A 16,244-nucleotide genomic window follows, 5' to 3' on the forward strand; every position below is an offset into this window, starting at 1 on the left:
GTGCGACGAGTACGTCCGGGTAGACCAGGCGGGCCGGCGGAACTCATCGGTGAAGCTCGGAGCGTCCGCGCGCCAGAGACCACCGAACGGCCGCGGCGACGAGCCGGCAGGTGGCCGGGTGGGTCGTGGGCCGGGGGGACAAGGGCGTGCGCTGGCCGTTCAGCGGACGGCCCGCTTGGTGGTACCTTTCTGGCGATACCCGCCGTGGCCAATTGTTCCGTTGACAGGCGCCAGGTACTGGGCGAAGCTGACCTAAATCGTGGCCGCCCAGCCGCGGATTTCTCGTCCAGCCGAACGTTCAGTTTCGGAGCTGTTCTCCTGGAAGGCGTGCCAGGTTTCCATGAGTGAACTCGGCACGGCAACTGACCCGGCGGCAGCCACATCGAACCTGGACGACGCCGAGGCGCTCGTCGCGCGGTCTCGGGCGGAACTCGCGCTCGACCCGGACAATCGAATTCTCCGTGACCAGCTGGCGTGGTCATTGTCCGACCGGCTGGCGCCGCTGTATTTCTACGCCGGCCGGCCGGACGACGCGGCGGCGACCGCCCGCGAGGCTATTTCCATCACCTCTGGTCTGATCGACGATCCCGGCGGTATGCCGCCACGGCCGCTCTACGACCGGATTCTCGAGGTGGCGGGTTTCGTACCGGCGGCCGAGTCGATTCCGCCGACCGAGCGGGTGGTCGCCTACTACCGGAGTCTGGCCGCCGCCGACCCAGCCGCCGACGAGCCCTCGCGGCGGCTGGCGGCCGTGCTGTCCCAGCGTCTCGCGCCGCGGCTGTCCTACGCCGGCCGGCCCGCCGACGCCGCGGCCGCCCAGGCCGAGGGCACGGCGATCCTCGAGCGGCTGGACGCCAGGAAGACGACCGCCACGACACTGCGAGATCTCGGCTTCGGCGGCGACGCGAACCGTCGACCGCCCTGACGGCCTACGCCCGCGCCTGGAGCCTGTCCGTTCCGGCGGGCGCGACGCTCGACGAGCTCGTCTCGACCGTGCGAGCCGACCTCTCCGATCGCTTCTGCGCCGTGCCCGACCAGCTCGACGCGGGTGGAATGCTTCGGCCGCTGAGCCTCGGCTCGTCGCTGGCGCGATGGTCGCGCGGTGACCTGACCTACGGCGGGAACCTGACCGGGGCGGCGATTCCAGAGTCAGACGCCTGGAACGTCATCGCGGGCGTCCTCGACGACTGGGCGACGGCGTCGCTGAACTTCTTCTCCTTCCGCCGCACGTCCGGCACCGGCGACCTGACCTTCGTCTTCGGTGACGAGGACGACGATCCGCATCTCACCGGCCCCGGTGGGGTGAAGGCGTTCGCCCTGCCACCCGAGGAAGGCGACGTCGTCTTCGACGTGCACGAGGCGTGGACGGCGCAGTCGCTTCGCGCGGCGGCGCTGCACGAGGTGGGCCATGCCCTCGGCCTCGGCCACTCGCCCGACCCGGCCGAGATCATGTACCCGAAGTACCGCGAGGGCGTCGTCACCATCGACCCGGCCTCGGCCGAGGCGATGCGACTGCTCTACGGCTGGACGCCGCAGCGGTTCGTGCTGGGGACCACCAACGACCGCCCCGCCGTGACCGTCGCCGGGGCACCCACCTTCGTCGGGGAGGCCGAGGCCACGCGCATGGTGGCCGCMTGGCGCGGCGACGGCGACAACCGCTCGCTCTACTGGTCGACCTTCGACAACGGCGAGTGGCAGCCATCGCGGCTCATCGTCGGCGTCGGTTCGACCCACAATCCGTCGCTGACCCGCCGCACGGTCGCCGACGGCGAGTCGATCTACTTCATGGCCTGGAAGGGCGTCGAGGGCGACCAGCGGATCTACTACTCGACGCGGTTCGCCTTCGACGATGGATGGGGACCACAAATAGTCGTCGACGGGCCGGGGACGAGTCGAGGCCCCTCGGTCACCGAGTTCGACGGCCAGATCTGGATGGCCTGGCGCGGGGTGGGGGRCGACCAGCGGATCTTTTTCACGACCTATCACGGTGACTGGGACCCACAGAATGTCGTGCCGGGCGCCTTGTCGTCCGACGGCCCGTACATCCTGGGCTTTGGGAACCGGCTTTACCTGTTCTGGAAGGGCGTCGAGGGCGACTACTGGATCTCGTACTCCTGGCGGGACAGGGACGCGACAGCCTGGAGCCCACCGGTCATGATCCAGGTCTACATGACGGTTGAGGATGACGCACTCGAACTCCGCCCCATCGGATCGAGTCACGGCCCCACCGCCGCCGTCCTCGGTGACCGGATCGCGCTCGGCTGGAAGGGCGTCCCCGGCGACGTCGGGCTGTACGTGTCGTTCTTCTCCGGGGTGTGGAGCGGCCAGCAGAACATCGCCGCGCGCGGCAGCTCACACGCTCCCTCGCTCGTCACCTGGGACAACCACCTGCACATGCTGTGGCGCGGTCACGGTGACGACCCACGCATCTTCTTCTCGACGTGGAAGGCCCTCCCTCCGCCGTCCGCCTGAGCCCGGCACCGTGGGCGGCGGACGGCGGCAGGACGTGCAGGGTGACCGTCATGCCCGTGGGGATGAGGGTTCCGGCGGCGGCCGGCGACTGCCCGTGGCTCCGGGGTGGATCCGGGCTCAGCGGTGGGCGGCGCAGTCGGCGCAGAGGGTTTTGATCCAGGCACGTTGACGGGGTTCGCCTGGATTGCCGCAGGCCTCACAGATTCCAGCTGACTCCTGCTCGGCGGCGTGGATGAGCGCCATCGCCGGGTCATCCTCCGCCTTGTAGCGTGCCGACTCGTCAGGGTCGGGCCAGTCAGTATTTCCCATGTTCAAATGGCGCAGCACGCCGGTGTAGAGCTGGACGCGCAGGGTGCCGTACTTCTCCTTGACCTGCTGGACGCTGTAGGTGGGGCTGACGGTCAGCAGCTGCTCGTGCAGGCGGACCAGGAGCGGATGCCAGCCGGAGCCGACAGAGTCGAGGTGATCGGAGATCTGCTCTGGCACGGCCCTATGATCGACTACATCCAGGTGAGTGTCATCCCCTCGGAGCGGTCCGGCGTATGGATGCCCATCGCCTCTGCCGGACCGAGGCGGGTAGACCCGCCTCGGTCAGTGGGCGGGAGGCAGCTGCTCAGCGTGGGACGACGGCCCGCCCCAGCTCGTCCCAGTTCGCCTTGATCGCGGACACGACCTCCTCGCTGGCGAGCCACTCCGGCGAGCGCAGCAGCTGGGTGGTCTCGCGATAGCGGATGTAGCGGTCCGGGTCCTGCGCCATGTACGCCGCGAGACGGTCGGAGAAGTCCGACGAGCTCGGGTCGACCTGCCGCGGTTCGCCGTCCACGGTGTACTCGACGCCCGGGATGCGATGGTCCAGGGCGTTGGAGGAGTTCCAGCAGTACTTGATCAGCTCGTCGGCCTTGGCGTAGAAGCGCGCGGGCAGCCCGGTCAGGTCGCCCGGGTGCTCGGTCAGGTGCGTGGCCAGCTCGTCGCGCAGGTCGCGCGCCTCCAGGGCCGCGGCGGTCATGCCCTGGCCGTAGACGGGGTTGAACCCCATCCAGGCGTCGCCGATGGCGAGGAAACCCTCCGGCCGCCGGGGCTGGCCGGCGAAGTCCCGCAGCCGGCTGCGGGTGTCACGCCATATCGAGATCGGCTCGGGGAACTCGACCTCCTCCAGCGCCTTGTCGAGCTCGGGTACGCCGATGGAGGAGACGAACGCGCGCAGGTCCTGCTCCTTGCGCGGCGGGTGATCGCCGGCCGAGCCCTGGACGGTGAGGATCCAACGACGCTCACCCTCGACCACCCACATCGCCATCGCGCGTGAGGCCGCCGCGGGGGACAGCGCTCCCTCGCCGAAGGGCGTGACGGCGAGGGCGCGGAATCCGGGGCTCCAGTTCTCCGGCACCCTCAGGAACGTCGAGGAGTAGCCCCAGTGCGCGTTGACGACCTCCTCCGTCGGAGCCAAGTAGCCGAGCTCGGCCAGCCACACGACGGCCCGCGAGGACCGGCCGCTCGCGTCGATGACGAGGTCGGCCGTGAGCTCCCGCCCGTCCAGGAGGCGTACGCCGGTGACCCGGCCGTCCGCCGCGACCAGTCCGATGACCTCGGCCCCGGGCTCGTACCGGACCTCGGGCAGCAGCTGGGCCCTGTCCCGCAGCGCCTTCTCGATCAGTGGCCGGCTGGCCATGAGGAACTCGAGGGTCGACGCGAACCGCGGTGACCAGCCCACCCGGTCGAGCCGCATCACGTCGTAGGCCGAGTCGAGCCGGGCCGCGCCCAACGCGACGGCGTGCTCGGAGAAACCGGGCAGCAGCTCGTCCATGGCCTCGCGGCCGGCGGCGAGGAGCGCGTGGAAGTGGGCGCCCTGCGGTACGCCCTTGCGGAACGCCGCCTCCTCGGGCAGCACGTCCCGGTCGAGGAGCAGCACCTCGTCGAAGTGGGGCGCCACCGCGGCGGCGGCAAGGGTACCGGCGACGCTGCCGCCTATCACGAGGACGCGGCCGAAGGTACCGCTGCCGTCAGTAGTGGTCATCGACGCTCCCGCTATCGAGCAATAATATCGTCAGGAGAATAACAAGCTTGGAGAACAATTAGACGACTGCCGTCGCGACCGGATCAGGCGATGCTGATGCCGGCGTCCACGGTCATCGCCAGCCCGGTCACGTAGCGGGACTCGTCGGAGGCCAGGAACACCACGGCGTGCGAGACGTCGACCGGGTCCACCCACGGCACCGGCATCGCCATCCGGGACAGGGACGCCGCGGCCAGGTCGTCGCGGCCGGGGTTGTCCAGGTCGGGCCGTGCCCGGCGGTACATGAACTCGTTGTGGATCATCGGGGTGTCGAGCCGGCCGAGCTCGGCCATGCCCGCGTCGAGGGCCGCCTCCAACTGGGCGAGGCTGCGCACGTCGGCCCTGCGGGCCACGACCCGCCGGCCGCTCTTCTCGACCAGTCGCGCCGTCTCGGCGAGCTCGGCCTCGGTCCCGCCGGGGTAGGCCATMTCGGGCACGTCGGCGCAGAGGTCGACGGCGATGACGTCCGCGCCCTCCTCGGCCAGCCGGACCGCGTGCGCGCGGCCCTGGCCCCGCGCGGCCCCGGTGATGAACGCGACCTTGCCGCTGACACGTCCCATGTCTGGTTGCTACCTTCCTGTTATTGCTTTGCAATCGTGCAGTTGACACTAGTCGCAATAGTGAGGCCATGGGAGTGCCTCGACAGGAGGGAGTCGCGTGCGCTGGCGGCACTACCGGGGTCACCTGGTCCCGGGGTCCGACGACGTCCCGGCCCTGGCCGCGGTGTCGCGCCGCTACCTGGCCGAGGAGACCGCGGCGCTCGCGGGCGATGGGGGTGGAACGGTGAGCCTGAGCGGTTTCGAGGGCATCACCGCCGTCGTCACCGGAGCCGCGCGCGGGATCGGCCGGGCGCTGGCCACCCGGCTGGCGGCCGCCGGAGCGGCCGTGGTCGCGGTGGACATCCGCGGCAGCGACGTCGAGAGGATGGCCGCGCGGCTGTCCGCCGGCGGCGCCCGCGCGCTGGGCGTCCGCTGCGACGTGAGCTCCCGGGCCGAGGTCGCCGACCTCGGGCGGGCCGTCGCGGCCTGGTCACCTGGCGGAGTTCAGCTGCTCTGCAACAACGCCGGCGTGTTCACACCCCGCCATGCCGTCACCGCGACGCACGAGGACTGGGAGTGGGTGCTCGGGGTCTGCCTGTGGGGCACGATCCACGGGATCGAGGAGTTCCTGCCCGGCATGGTCGCCTCGGGGCGCCCGGGCCACGTCCTGAACACCGCCTCCATGAACGGGTACATCCCCAACCGCAACAGCGCGCTCTACTCGGCGGCCAAGTACGCCGTCGTCGGACTCAGCGAGACGCTRCGGCTCGAGCTCGCTTCGACCCGGGTCGGCGTGACGGTGCTGGCGCCGTCGGCGGTGCACACCGACATCGGTACCTGCGAGGACGTCCGGCCGGCCAGGTTCGCGCGCACCCGGGAGGATCCGCCCGACGACCCGTTCGCCGACCACGGGCTCGCGGCCGCCCGCCAGCCCGGCGAGGTCGCCGCGCTCGCGTTGGAGGGCGTCCTGGCCGGCCGCGAGGTGATCTTCACGGACCCGGTGGTCGGGCCGTTGCTGGACGAGCGGCACGCCCGGGTGCGCGCGGCCGTGCCGACAAGCCCGCCGGGGATCAGCCCGCGCTGACCGGGAGCTGCACCATCAGCGGCTCGAACGGCTCGCCCTCGGCGTACACGTCGTTGAAGATGGCCACGCCCTCGGCGGTGAGCGCGACGTCGTCGCTGCCCCACAGCTCGGTGCCGTCGCGGTCCCCGAGGTGCTGCAGCGTCGCGGTCACCAGCCGCACCCGTGGCGCGTCGTCCCGGGCACCCGGGTCCTCGATGCTGAGCACGGCGGTGCTGCCGTCGATCTCCAGCCACGGGTTCGCGACCCGCACGAAGAGCATCCCGAAGTGGCCGCTGAACCGGACGTCGCCCCGGAACGCCCACACCCGCGGGCCGCCGGAGCTCCCGTCGGTGCTGCGCGCGGCGTCGTGCTGGTAGAACAGGTCACCCGACCCGACCGGTACCGCCCCGTCGCCGACCGACCCCCGGCCGTCCGGCATCCGGCGCACGTAGTCGATGAAGGACCTCTTCAACCCCCACCGCAGGCCATGCACGAGTCCTTTGGGCGCCGCGTCGGGGCTGGGGGTGGTGGCGGGCGGCTCGGTCCCGGCGTCCATGTGCGCTCCTCCAGTAGTGCTCGCCTGTCATGCTGACACAACGGCGCACGACACGGCGAGGGCCGGCGGCAGGGGGGCGGGTCGGCGACATCCTGGATCATCCTGGCCCCCGGCGTGCCGGCCGGTTGGCGAGAGGTGACTCCCGGCGGTCGCTCGTGGGCCTTCGGCGGGGCTCCTCGCGGCTCACGTTGTCGCGTGATCTATTGCACCATCATAAGAGAACAATAGTAGGTAAGGTATCGACCATGCCCGACACGACAGCACGTCCGCTCGAGGGCGTCCTGGTGGTGGGCCTGGAGCAGGCCGTGGCCGCGCCGTTCGCCACCCGGCAGCTGGCGGACCTCGGCGCCCGGGTGATCAAGATCGAGCGGCCCGGGGCCGGTGACTTCGCCCGCGGCTACGACCGCGCCGTGCACGGGCTGTCGAGCTACTTCGTCTGGCTCAACCGGGGCAAGGAGTCCGTCACGCTGGACGTCAAGGCGCCCGAAGGGCGGGAGGTGCTCGGCGACCTCCTCGCCAGGGCCGACGTCTTCGTGCACAACCTCGGTCCCGGCGCCGTGGACCGGCTCGGGTTCGGCGTCGACGCACTGGCCGAGCTCAACCCGCGGCTGGTCGGTTGCGCGATCAACGGCTACGGCAGCTCCGGTTCGTGGTCGCGACGCAAGGCATACGACCTGCTGATGCAGTGCCAGACCGGCCTGGTCTCGATCACCGGCAGCCCCCAGGCGGGCGCCCGGGTCGGGATCTCGGTGGCCGACATCGCGGCCGGGATGTACGCCTTCTCCGGTGTCCTCGCGGCCCTGCTCTCCCGGGCGACCACGGGCGTGGCCCGGCCGGTCGAGGTGTCGCTGTTCGACGCGCTGGCCGAGTGGATGAGCCAGCCGGCCTACTACACCGAGTTCACCGGTGCCCAGCCGCCGCGCCTGGGCACCCACCACGCCACCATCGCGCCGTACGGCGCCTATGCCGCCGCCGACGGCGGCGAGGTCCTGTTCTCGATCCAGAACGACGTCGAGTGGCGGGCCTTCTGCGCCGAGTTCCTCGAGAACGCGGCGCTMGCCGATGACCCACGGTTCCGTACCGGGACCGACCGCGTCGCCCATCGCGGCGAGCTCGACGAGCACGTCGCGGCGGCGTTCGCCCGGCGCACCGGCGCGGAGGCGGTCGAGCTGCTCGACCGGCTGCGCATCGCGAACGCACCCCTCAACCAGGTCGCCGACTTCCTCGACCACCCGGTGCTGCGCGAACGCGACCGCTGGCGCGAGGTACGGGCTCCCGGCGGCCCGTTCCGCGCGTTGTTGCCACCGATCGGCCTGGCCGGCACCGTGCCGGTGATGGGCGACGTACCGGACCTGGGCCAGCACACCGACGCGCTGCTCGCCGAGCTCGGCCTCGGCGTCGACGCGATCGCGCGGCTGCACGACGCCGGCGTCGTCTGACCGACCCGTCCGAAGAGGAGACGCAATGGGGCACCTGGGAGCTCTTGACGAGGACGAACACGCGATCATCACCACCGTCGCGGAGTTCGTCGACAAGCAGGTCAAGCCGGTGGTCCAGCGGTTGGAACACGGGAACGTCTACCCCGAGGCACTCATCGAACAGATGAAGGAGCTGGGCATCTACGGCCTCGCGGTCCCCGAGGAGTACGGCGGCGTCGCGGTCAGCATGCAGTGCTACGTCCTCGTCACCGAGGAGCTCGCCCGCGGCTGGATGAGCCTGGCCGGCGCGATGGGCGGCCACACCGTCGTCGTGAAGCTGATCAGCACGTTCGGTACCCAGGACCAGAAGGACGCCTGGCTGCCCCGGCTGGCCACCGGCGAGGTGCGCGCCACGATGGCGCTCACAGAGCCCCAGGGCGGCTCGGACCTGCAAGCCCTGCGCACCACGGCCAGGGAGGTCGACGGGGAGTACCGCGTCAGCGGCGCCAAGACCTGGATCAGCAACGCCCGCAGGGCCGGGCTGACCGCCCTGCTGTGCAAGACCGACCCGGCGGCGCGGCCGGCCTCGCGCGGGATGTCGGTGCTGCTCGTCGAGCCCGGCGACGGGATGACCGTGTCGCGTGACCTGCCCAAGCTCGGCTACAAGGGCGTGGAGAGCTGCGAGGTCACCTTCGACGACTACCGCGCCCCCCTGAGCAGTGTGCTGGGCGGGGAACCGGGCCGGGGGTTCGGGCAGATGATGAAGGGGCTCGAGACCGGCCGCCTGCAGGTCGCCGCCCGGGCCCTCGGTGTCGGGCGAGCGGCGTACGAGGACGCGCTCGCCTACGCGCAGACCCGTGAGTCGTTCGGCAAGCCGATCTGGAAGCACCAGTCGGTCGGCAACCTGCTCGCCGACATGGCCACCAGTCTCGAGGCGGCGCGCCAGCTGACGCTGTACGCCGCCCGGGAGTTCGACGCCGGCCGGCGGGTCGACATGGAAGCCGGCATGGCCAAGCTCTTCGCGTCCGAGGCGGCGATGAAGATCGCGCTGGACGCGGTGCGGGTGCACGGCGGCTACGGCTACTCGACCGAGTACGACGTCGAGCGCTACTTCCGCGACGCGCCTCTGATGATCGTCGGCGAGGGAACGAACGAGATCCAGCGCAACGTCATCGTCAGCCAGCTCGTCTCGCGGGCCCAGAAGGGCTGAGCGGTGACTTTTCCGCCAGCCGAGCGGCCGCACGCCGGCACCGGCGGCGCCGCCGGCATCGTCGTGGTCGGCGCGGGACTGGCCGGCCTGCGCACCGCCGAGGGGCTGCGCCGGCACGGCTGGGAAGGGCTCGTCACTGTCGTCGGCGACGAGGCGCACATGCCGTACACGCGTCCGCCGCTGTCGAAGAAGCTGCTCCTCGAGGGCGGCGACCACGCGAGCGTCGAGCTGCGCCGCCGCGCCTGCGAGCACCCGACCGAGTGGCGGCTGGGGCGCCGGGCGGTGGCCGCGGACCTCGACCGTGGCACGGTGACCCTCGACGACGGGACCGAGCTGGCCTACGAAGGACTGGTCGCCGCGACCGGCGTCCGCCCACGGCGGCTGCCGGACTCCGTCGGCGGGCCGCGGACCGTGCTGCGCACCCTCGACGACGCGCTCGCGCTGGGCGAACGACTGACACCCGGTGCCCGGGTGGTCGTGATCGGCGCCGGGTTCATCGGCTGCGAGGTGGCCGCCACCGCGCTGTCCCGGGGCTGCCAGGTCTGCGTCGTGGCCATCGACGACGTGCCGATGCGGGTGCCGCTGGGGCCGATGGTCGGAGCGGAGCTGCGCCGCCGGCACGCCGACGCCGGAGTCTTCTTCCATCTCGGCCTCGGCGTCGACGCGGTCGACGGGAGTGGCGTCGTCCTCTCCGACGGCACCAGGCTCGACGCCGATGTGGTGGTGGAGGCGATCGGCTCGCGGCCGGCGACCGACTGGCTCGAGGGCAACGGCCTGGACCTCGCGGACGGCGTGGCCTGTGACGGGTTCCTGCGGCTCGGCGGCCGGCCGCGCACGGTCGGCGTGGGCGACGTGGCGCGCTTCCCCAACGCGCTCTACGACGGGGCCCCTCGGCGCGTCGAGCACTGGCAGGTCGCCGTCGACACCGGCATGTACGCCGCGGCCACCCTGGTCGCGGACCTCACCGGCACGCCGCCGGAGCAGCCGTTCCGCACCGTCCCGACGTTCTGGTCCGACCAGGCCGCGGTGAGCCTGCGCGCGCTCGGCCAGCCTGGCCTCGGGACCGAGGTGGAGGTGCTGGAGGGTGACCTCGCCGGCGACGCGGCGATCGGCTACCGCCGCGACGGCACGCTCGTCGGCGTGCTGTTGCTGGGCATGCCCAGGCGGATGGGGGTCTACCTGCGGCGGCTCACCACGGAGCTGGAGGCCGCGCGCGCCTGAGCGGAAAGCCGACGAGCGGGGTCCCGCGCACCGGTGCGCGGGACCCCGCTCGTCGAGCGGTTCGTCGACACTCGGCGGCGTGTTGGTCGCCGCGTGCCGACGCCGTGGTCAGAACTCGATGACGCCGCGGATGTTCTTGCCGGCGTGCATGTCGGCGTACCCCTCGTTGATCTGGTCCAGGGTGTAGGTCTGGGTGATCAGCTCGTCGAGCTTGAGGTGGCCCTGCCGGTACAGGTCGAGCAGCCGCGGGATGTCGCGGTGCACCTGGACGCCGCCGTACACGTTGCCGCGCAGGGTCTTCTGCGCCAGCGTGAACAGCGCGAGGTTCATGTCGACGGTGGTGGAGGCGAACGGCGAGACCGAGGTGACCACCGTCGTGCCCGCCGGGCCGGTGAGGTCGATGATCTCGCCCAGCTTGCTGGCGTCGCCCACGCCCACCGACAGGATCGCCGCGTCGGCCATCCGCCCGCCGGTGTTCTCGGCGAGCAGCGCGCTGGCCTCCGCGACCGAGCCGACCGCGTGCGTGGCGCCGAACTCGAGCGCCTTCTGACGCTTCAGCTCGACGGTGTCCACAGCAATGATCATGTTCGCGCCGGCGTTCCTGGCCCCCTGGACCGAGTTGATGCCGACGCCGCCGCTGCCGATGACCACCACGTTGTCGCCGGGCTCGATCTCGGCGAGGTAGACCGCCGCGCCCCACCCGGTGGTGACGGCGCAGCCGAGCAGCGAGGCGACGTTGAAGGGGATGTCCTTCCCCATCTTCACCATGCAGCGCTCGGAGACGACGGTGACATCGGCGAAGGTGCCCAGGTCACCGGTCGCCGCGATGTCCTGCCCGCGGGCCCGGAACGACTTGCTGGCGCCGTACTCCTGGAGGGAGGCGTTGAGGCAGAGGTTGGACCGGCCGCGCGCGCAGTTGCGGCAGTGGCCGCACGGTGGCTGGAAGATCAGGACCACATGGTCACCCGGCACGACCCGGGTGACACCCGGGCCGATCGCCTCGACGACGCCGGCGCCCTCATGACCGCCGACGAGGGGGAGCGGGGTCGGCATGTCGCCGGTGACCGYGTGGTCGTCGGAGTGACACAGGCCGGTGGCGTGGATCCGGACCCGTACCTGACCGGGGCCCGGGTCCGCCAGCTCGACGTCCTCGACGCTCCATTTCTCGCCCGTGGCCCACAGGATTGCCGCTCTTGTACTCATGTCTGCCTCCCGCCGGCCCGCGGAGACGGGCCGTGCCGTCGCTATGTCGATCGAAGAAGGGAAAGATGCCTGGAGCTCCGCCAGAGCTCCGCCAGGGCGCCGCCGTGGCGATGCCGGGGCAGGGGAGAAAAGGGCTGGAGGAAGGGCTCAGGACGAGTCACGACGAGAACGAGAGCCCGCGGTAGTCGTCATCGGTGGCGGCCCTGACCCGCTCGCGGTACTGGGGCAGGCCGCCGGCGTACAGCAGGTAGGCGCGCTTGCGGCCGGGCACGTTGGACCCGAACGCCCACGACTCCGCCGTCTCCATCAGGGTGCCGACGATCCCTCCGTTCACGTGGTCGATCCACGCGTCCTCGGCGGCGGCGGTCGGCTCGACGGTGGTCTCGCCGCGCTCCCGCATCCGGGCGATGGTCGTGGCGACCCAGTCGGCCTGGAAGTCGGTGGCGCGGGGGATGTTGCCGGTGGTGCTCTGCGGCCCGCCGACCAGGAAGAGGTTGGGGAAGCCGGCGACGGTGAGGCCGAGGTAGGTCCGCGGTCCCGCCTCCCAGTGGTCGCGCAGGCTCAGCCCGTCCCGGCCGCGGATGTCGACGCGGTTGTAGGAGCCGACCACCGCCTCGAAGCCGGTCGCGAAGACGATCACATCCAGGTCGTAGTGGCCGCGGACGGTCTCGATGCCGGTCTCGGTGAACCGGATGATGGGCTCGTCGCCGGTGGAGACCAGCGACACGTGCGGCTCGTTGAAGACCTCGTAGTAGCCGTTCTCGAGCGGCGGGCGCTTCTGCCCGAAGCCGTGGTCCTTGGGAATGAGCCGCTCGGCGAGCTCGGGGTCGTTCACGCGGGCCCGGATCCGCTCGGCGATGTAGGCGGTGGCGTTGTCGTTGGCGCGCTTGTCCAGGGCGACGTCGCGGAAGTTGGCCAACGCCATGATCAGACCGGGGGAGTCGTAGAGCCGGTCGAAGTGACGACGCCGTTCCTCGGGATCCATGTCCAGGGAGGACTCCGACATCGGCCGGTGCATGGAACCGGACGGTGAGAGCTGTGTCGTCTCCCAGATCTCGTCGATGCGGCCGCGGATGTCGGCCATGCGCTCGGGGCTGATGGCGAAGTTGTTGATCGGCGTGCACCAGTTGGGGCTGCGCTGGAAGACCACCAGCTTCTCGGCGTCCCGCGCGACGAAAGGGATGATCTGTACGCCGCTCGAGCCGGTGCCGATGACGGCCACCTTCTTGCCGGTGAAGTCGATGCCCTCGGCCGGCCACAGCCCGGTGTGCGCTCGCTCGCCGCGGTAGTCGTCCAGGCCTGGGGCGCTGGGGAAAGCCGGCGCCGAGAGGATCCCCAGCGCCGTGACCAGGTGGCGCGGCCGCCAGACGCGCCCGCTCTGGGTCGTGACCGTCCAGCGTGCGTCGTCGGCGTCCCATTCCGCTGACGTGACCCGCTGTTCGAGGTTGATCAGCCGGCGGAGGTCGAACTTGTCCACCGCGTAGTTGAGGTAGCGCTCGGTCTCGGGCTGGCCGGCGTACTCCTCGCTCCAGTCCCATTCGTCGATGAGCTCGCGCGAGAAGAAGTAGCCGTAGGCGTAGCTCTCGGAGTCGAACCGGGCGCCCGGGTAGCGGTTCCAGTACCACACGCCGCCCACGCCGCTGCCGGCCTCGACCATCTGGGCGTCAAGGCCCCGCTCGCGCAGCGTGTAGAGCTGGTAGATACCGGAGACGCCGGCTCCGACGACCAGGGCGTCGAGCGTGGTGACGGCGGGCTGCGACTCCGGCACGGAGCTCCTCCTGGGTTCGAGCGGGCGGCACCGATGGTGCAGTGGTGTGACAAATAATGATGTTACAAGCAATTACTAATAATGTTAGCACCATGACAAGCGCCTGGCCGGCGTGAGCCGGGCCACCCGGGGCAGTGGCCCGGCTCACGTCCGTCGGCCGTGCGCGCCGGGTCAGGCGAGTTCGCGCGGACCGGGCTCGAAGCGCAGGTGGACGTCCTCGACGCCCCAGGCCAGCCCCAGGTGCTCACGCGGCGCGGGCGCATCGGGGTCGAGCTCGAAGCGCGGGATGCGGCGGTGCAGCTCCTCGAAGGCGATCCTGAGTTCGAGGCGGGCCAGGTGCAGGCCGACGCAGCGGTGCGGGCCGACGCCGAACGCCAGGTGTGGCTTCGGCGTCCGGTCGAAGATGACCTCGTCGGGGTTGGGGTAGTACTTCGGGTCGCGGTTGGCGGCGGCCAGCGGGGCGTGGATCCGGTCCCCGCGCGGGATGTCGACACCCTGGAAGCGGACCGCGTCGTCGACGACGGTGCGGGTCGGCACCGGCGGCGTCGCCCAGCGCAGCAGCTCCTCGATCGCCGGCTCGAGCGTCTCCGGCGTCTCGAACATGCGGTCCCACTGCTCGGGGTGGTGGGCGAAGTAGACCGCCGTCTGTGAGAGCACGCTCTGCACCGTGTCGAGCCCGGCGGTCATCATCAGCACGAAGAAGTCGAACAGCTTGTTGTCGTCCATCTTCCTGCCGTCGAACTCCGCGTCGAGCATCACCGAGGTGACGTCATCCCTGCGCGGGGCGGCCCGCCACTCGGGGATCTTCTCGAGCATGTAGGCGCTGAACTCCACGTGCGCCCTGCCGCGAGCCTGGGCGTTCTCCTCCATCGTGCCGCCCGGGACGCCGTGCAGGAGGATCGACGTCCAGCGGTTCATCCTCTCGAGGTCCGCCAGCGGCCAGCCCATGATCGCCAACACGGTGGCGCCCGGGAACGGCAGGGCGAAACCCTCGACGAAGTCGCACCGCCCGGCCTCGATGAAACCGTCGATGAACCGGTTGGCCTGTTCGCGCAGGTGGTCCTCGAGCAGCCCGACCTTCTTGGGCGCGAACTGCGGGTCGAGGTAGCGGCGGTACTGCCGGTGCTCGGCACCGTCGATCTCGATCGGGATCATCGCCGCGCGGGAGCCCACGGCGTTGGCGCCGTCGGGCTCGTTGGGGAAGCTCACGACGCCGCGGTTGTTCAGGCGCAGCAGGTCCGACACGTCGTCGTACCCGGTGACCACCCAGCAGCCGTTGCCGCGGCCGGACCAGCTCAACGGCAGCTGCGCGCGCCGCCGCGCGAGCCCGTCGAGCTGGGCCTGGATCGGCAGGTCGGCGTACGGGTCGTAGTCGCGGCGCAGCCGGGCCTTGGTCTCCTCGATGGTCTCCTCAGTCGGCACGTCCACCGGCCGGGCGCTCATGACAGCTCCCTCGGGCCGGGCGTGAAGCGCAGGTGCACGTCGTTCACGCCCCAGGCGAGCCCGAGGTGCTCGTGGGGGGCGGGCATCTCGGGGTCGAGCTCGAAGCGCGGGATGCGGCGGTGCAGCTCCTCGAAGGCGATCCTGAGTTCGAGGCGGGCCAGGTGCAGGCCGACGCAGCGGTGCGGGCCGACGCCGAAGGCGAGGTGTGGCTTCGGCGCGCGGTCGAAGATGACCTCGTCGGGGTTGGGGTAGTACTTCGGGTCGCGGTTGGCCGAGCCGAGGGGGGCGTGCACGCGCTCTCCCCGGGGGATCCTGACGCCGCGGATCTCAAGGACGTCGTCGGTGACCGTGCGCGTCGGCACCGGCGGAGTGGCCCAGCGCAGCAGCTCCTCCACGGCGGTGGAGATCCGGTCGGGATCCTCGAACATCCGATCCCACTGGTCGGGCCGTCCCGCGAAGTAGCGCGCGCAGCGGGCCAGGACGCTCTGCACCGYGTCGAGCCCGGCCATCATCATCAGCACGGAGAAGTCGAAGAGCTGGTCGTCGGTCAGCCGCTGGCCACCGATCTGGGCGTCGAGCATCACCGACATCACGTCGTCCGTCCGCGCGGCGGCGCGCCACTCGGGGATCTTCCGCGCCATGTAGGCGGCGAACTCCTGCTGGGCCTGGCCGCGTGCCGCGTTGTTCTCGTCCTCCGTGCCTCCGGGGACGCCGTGCAGCAGGACGTCGGCCCAGCCGTTCATCATCTCGAGGTCCTCGCCCGGCCACCCCATGATCGCCAGGACGGTCGCCCCCGGGAACGGCAGCGCGAACTTCCTGACGAAGTCCACCTTTCCGTCMTCGATGAACTGGTCGATGAGCCGGTTGCACTGCTCCCGCAGGTGGTCCTCGAGCCCGGCGACCTTCTTCGGCGCGAACTGCGGGTCCAGCACCTGGCGCACCTGCCGGTGCTCCGGCCCGTCGAGTTCGATGGGGATCTGCTGTGCCCGCRCACCCGCGAGGTTGAGCCCGTCGGGCTCGTTGGGAAAGCTCACCACGCCGCGGTTGTTGCGGCGCAGGAGATCGGACACGTCGTCGTAGTCGGTCAGCACCCAGCAGCCGTTGCCACGTGCGGAGTAGCTGACCGGCTTGTCCGCGCGACGGTTGGCGAGCTCGGCCAGCTGCTCGTCGATGGACCGGTCGGCGTACGGGTCGTAGTCGCGGCGGTAGCGGGCACGCAGGTCGTCGAGAGAGAGATCGGCCATCAGGTTCCCAATCGTGTTACACGTATGATCCACGCCGGACTGTAACCTAATTGAAGC

Annotated in this window: 14 protein-coding genes; 6 read left to right on the top strand and 8 right to left on the bottom strand. The window is 70.9% G+C overall.

All coding sequences use genetic code 11. The features are described from left to right. Positions 1-340: 340 nt before the first annotated feature. Both BL253_RS08285 and BL253_RS08290 read left to right on the top strand, forming a co-directional pair. Positions 341-925, top strand: coding sequence for a hypothetical protein (locus tag BL253_RS08285; protein WP_076815139.1), 585 nt, complete (start codon positions 341-343; stop codon positions 923-925). A gap of 68 nt (positions 926-993) precedes the next feature. Continuing rightward, positions 994-2,472: a matrixin family metalloprotease gene (locus BL253_RS08290; protein WP_076815141.1), complete on the top strand. Its 1,479-nt coding sequence runs from the start codon at positions 994-996 to the stop codon at positions 2,470-2,472. A gap of 117 nt (positions 2,473-2,589) precedes the next feature. Here BL253_RS08290 and BL253_RS08295 read toward each other — a convergent pair whose 3' ends face one another. The 3 genes from BL253_RS08295 to BL253_RS08305 form a co-directional block, all read right to left on the bottom strand. Then, positions 2,590-2,958, bottom strand: a complete 369-nt coding sequence (locus tag BL253_RS08295; RefSeq protein ID WP_076815143.1) for a TraR/DksA C4-type zinc finger protein — start codon at positions 2,956-2,958, stop codon at positions 2,590-2,592. 127 nt (positions 2,959-3,085) lie between these two features. Then, on the bottom strand, positions 3,086-4,483 hold the full coding sequence (locus BL253_RS08300) for an FAD-dependent oxidoreductase (RefSeq protein ID WP_076815145.1): 1,398 nt from the start codon (positions 4,481-4,483) through the stop codon (positions 3,086-3,088). Positions 4,484-4,566: 83 nt separating this feature from the next. After that, complete coding sequence (locus BL253_RS08305) at positions 4,567-5,082, bottom strand: SDR family oxidoreductase (protein WP_076815147.1); 516 nt, start codon at positions 5,080-5,082, stop codon at positions 4,567-4,569. A 97-nt stretch (positions 5,083-5,179) separates the two neighbouring features. Between BL253_RS08305 and BL253_RS08310 the strand changes: the two genes are divergently transcribed. After that, positions 5,180-6,145: an SDR family NAD(P)-dependent oxidoreductase gene (locus BL253_RS08310; RefSeq protein ID WP_081438108.1), complete on the top strand. Its 966-nt coding sequence runs from the start codon at positions 5,180-5,182 to the stop codon at positions 6,143-6,145. Here BL253_RS08310 and BL253_RS08315 read toward each other — a convergent pair. Continuing rightward, positions 6,132-6,680, bottom strand: coding sequence for an HtaA domain-containing protein (locus BL253_RS08315; protein ID WP_076815149.1), 549 nt, complete (start codon positions 6,678-6,680; stop codon positions 6,132-6,134). The genes BL253_RS08310 and BL253_RS08315 overlap by 14 nt on opposite strands. Positions 6,681-6,925: 245 nt before the next feature. Between BL253_RS08315 and BL253_RS08320 the strand changes: the two genes are divergently transcribed. The 3 genes from BL253_RS08320 to BL253_RS08330 are packed head-to-tail and all read left to right on the top strand — an operon-like array spanning position 6,926 to position 10,529. Further along, positions 6,926-8,119, top strand: a complete 1,194-nt coding sequence (locus tag BL253_RS08320; RefSeq protein ID WP_076815151.1) for a CaiB/BaiF CoA transferase family protein — start codon at positions 6,926-6,928, stop codon at positions 8,117-8,119. A gap of 25 nt (positions 8,120-8,144) precedes the next feature. Continuing rightward, complete coding sequence (locus BL253_RS08325) at positions 8,145-9,308, top strand: acyl-CoA dehydrogenase family protein (RefSeq protein ID WP_076815153.1); 1,164 nt, start codon at positions 8,145-8,147, stop codon at positions 9,306-9,308. A gap of 3 nt (positions 9,309-9,311) precedes the next feature. Beyond that, on the top strand, positions 9,312-10,529 hold the full coding sequence (locus tag BL253_RS08330) for an NAD(P)/FAD-dependent oxidoreductase (RefSeq protein WP_081438109.1): 1,218 nt from the start codon (positions 9,312-9,314) through the stop codon (positions 10,527-10,529). A gap of 108 nt (positions 10,530-10,637) precedes the next feature. Here the strand turns inward: BL253_RS08330 and BL253_RS08335 are convergent, their stop codons facing one another. From BL253_RS08335 to BL253_RS08350, 4 genes are all read right to left on the bottom strand, one after another. Next, the gene (locus BL253_RS08335) at positions 10,638-11,732 is read right to left on the bottom strand and encodes an NDMA-dependent alcohol dehydrogenase (RefSeq protein WP_076815155.1); all 1,095 of its coding nucleotides are present in this window, start codon (positions 11,730-11,732) and stop codon (positions 10,638-10,640) included. Positions 11,733-11,889: 157 nt separating this feature from the next. Next, a complete protein-coding gene (locus BL253_RS08340) occupies positions 11,890-13,500 on the bottom strand; it encodes a flavin-containing monooxygenase (RefSeq protein ID WP_076815157.1) in 1,611 nt (536 codons plus the stop codon). 171 nt (positions 13,501-13,671) lie between these two features. Continuing rightward, positions 13,672-14,943 carry a cytochrome P450 gene (locus BL253_RS08345; RefSeq protein WP_081438111.1) on the bottom strand — a complete coding sequence of 424 codons (1,272 nt, stop codon included), beginning with the start codon at positions 14,941-14,943 and terminating at the stop codon, positions 13,672-13,674. After that, positions 14,940-16,187 (bottom strand): cytochrome P450, encoded by a 1,248-nt coding sequence (locus BL253_RS08350; protein ID WP_076815163.1) that lies wholly within the window; start codon positions 16,185-16,187, stop codon positions 14,940-14,942. Before BL253_RS08350 ends, BL253_RS08345 begins: the two co-directional genes overlap by 4 nt. Between the last annotated feature and the right edge of the window lie 57 nt (positions 16,188-16,244).

It is taken from the genome of Pseudofrankia asymbiotica (genome assembly GCF_001983105.1).
GTDB classification, from domain to species: Bacteria; Actinomycetota; Actinomycetes; order Frankiales; family Frankiaceae; genus Pseudofrankia; species Pseudofrankia asymbiotica.

What these genes read in the sequence shown, in the direction of transcription:
- BL253_RS08285 (WP_076815139.1), top strand. Translation starts at nt 341, where the DNA reads ATGAGTGAACTCGGCACGGCAACTGACCCGGCGGCAGCCACATCGAAC.
- BL253_RS08300 (WP_076815145.1), bottom strand. Translation starts at nt 4,483, where the DNA reads ATGACCACTACTGACGGCAGCGGTACCTTCGGCCGCGTCCTCGTGATA.
- BL253_RS08315 (WP_076815149.1), bottom strand. Translation starts at nt 6,680, where the DNA reads ATGGACGCCGGGACCGAGCCGCCCGCCACCACCCCCAGCCCCGACGCG.
- BL253_RS08325 (WP_076815153.1), top strand. Translation starts at nt 8,145, where the DNA reads ATGGGGCACCTGGGAGCTCTTGACGAGGACGAACACGCGATCATCACC.
- BL253_RS08345 (WP_081438111.1), bottom strand. Translation starts at nt 14,943, where the DNA reads ATGAGCGCCCGGCCGGTGGACGTGCCGACTGAGGAGACCATCGAGGAG.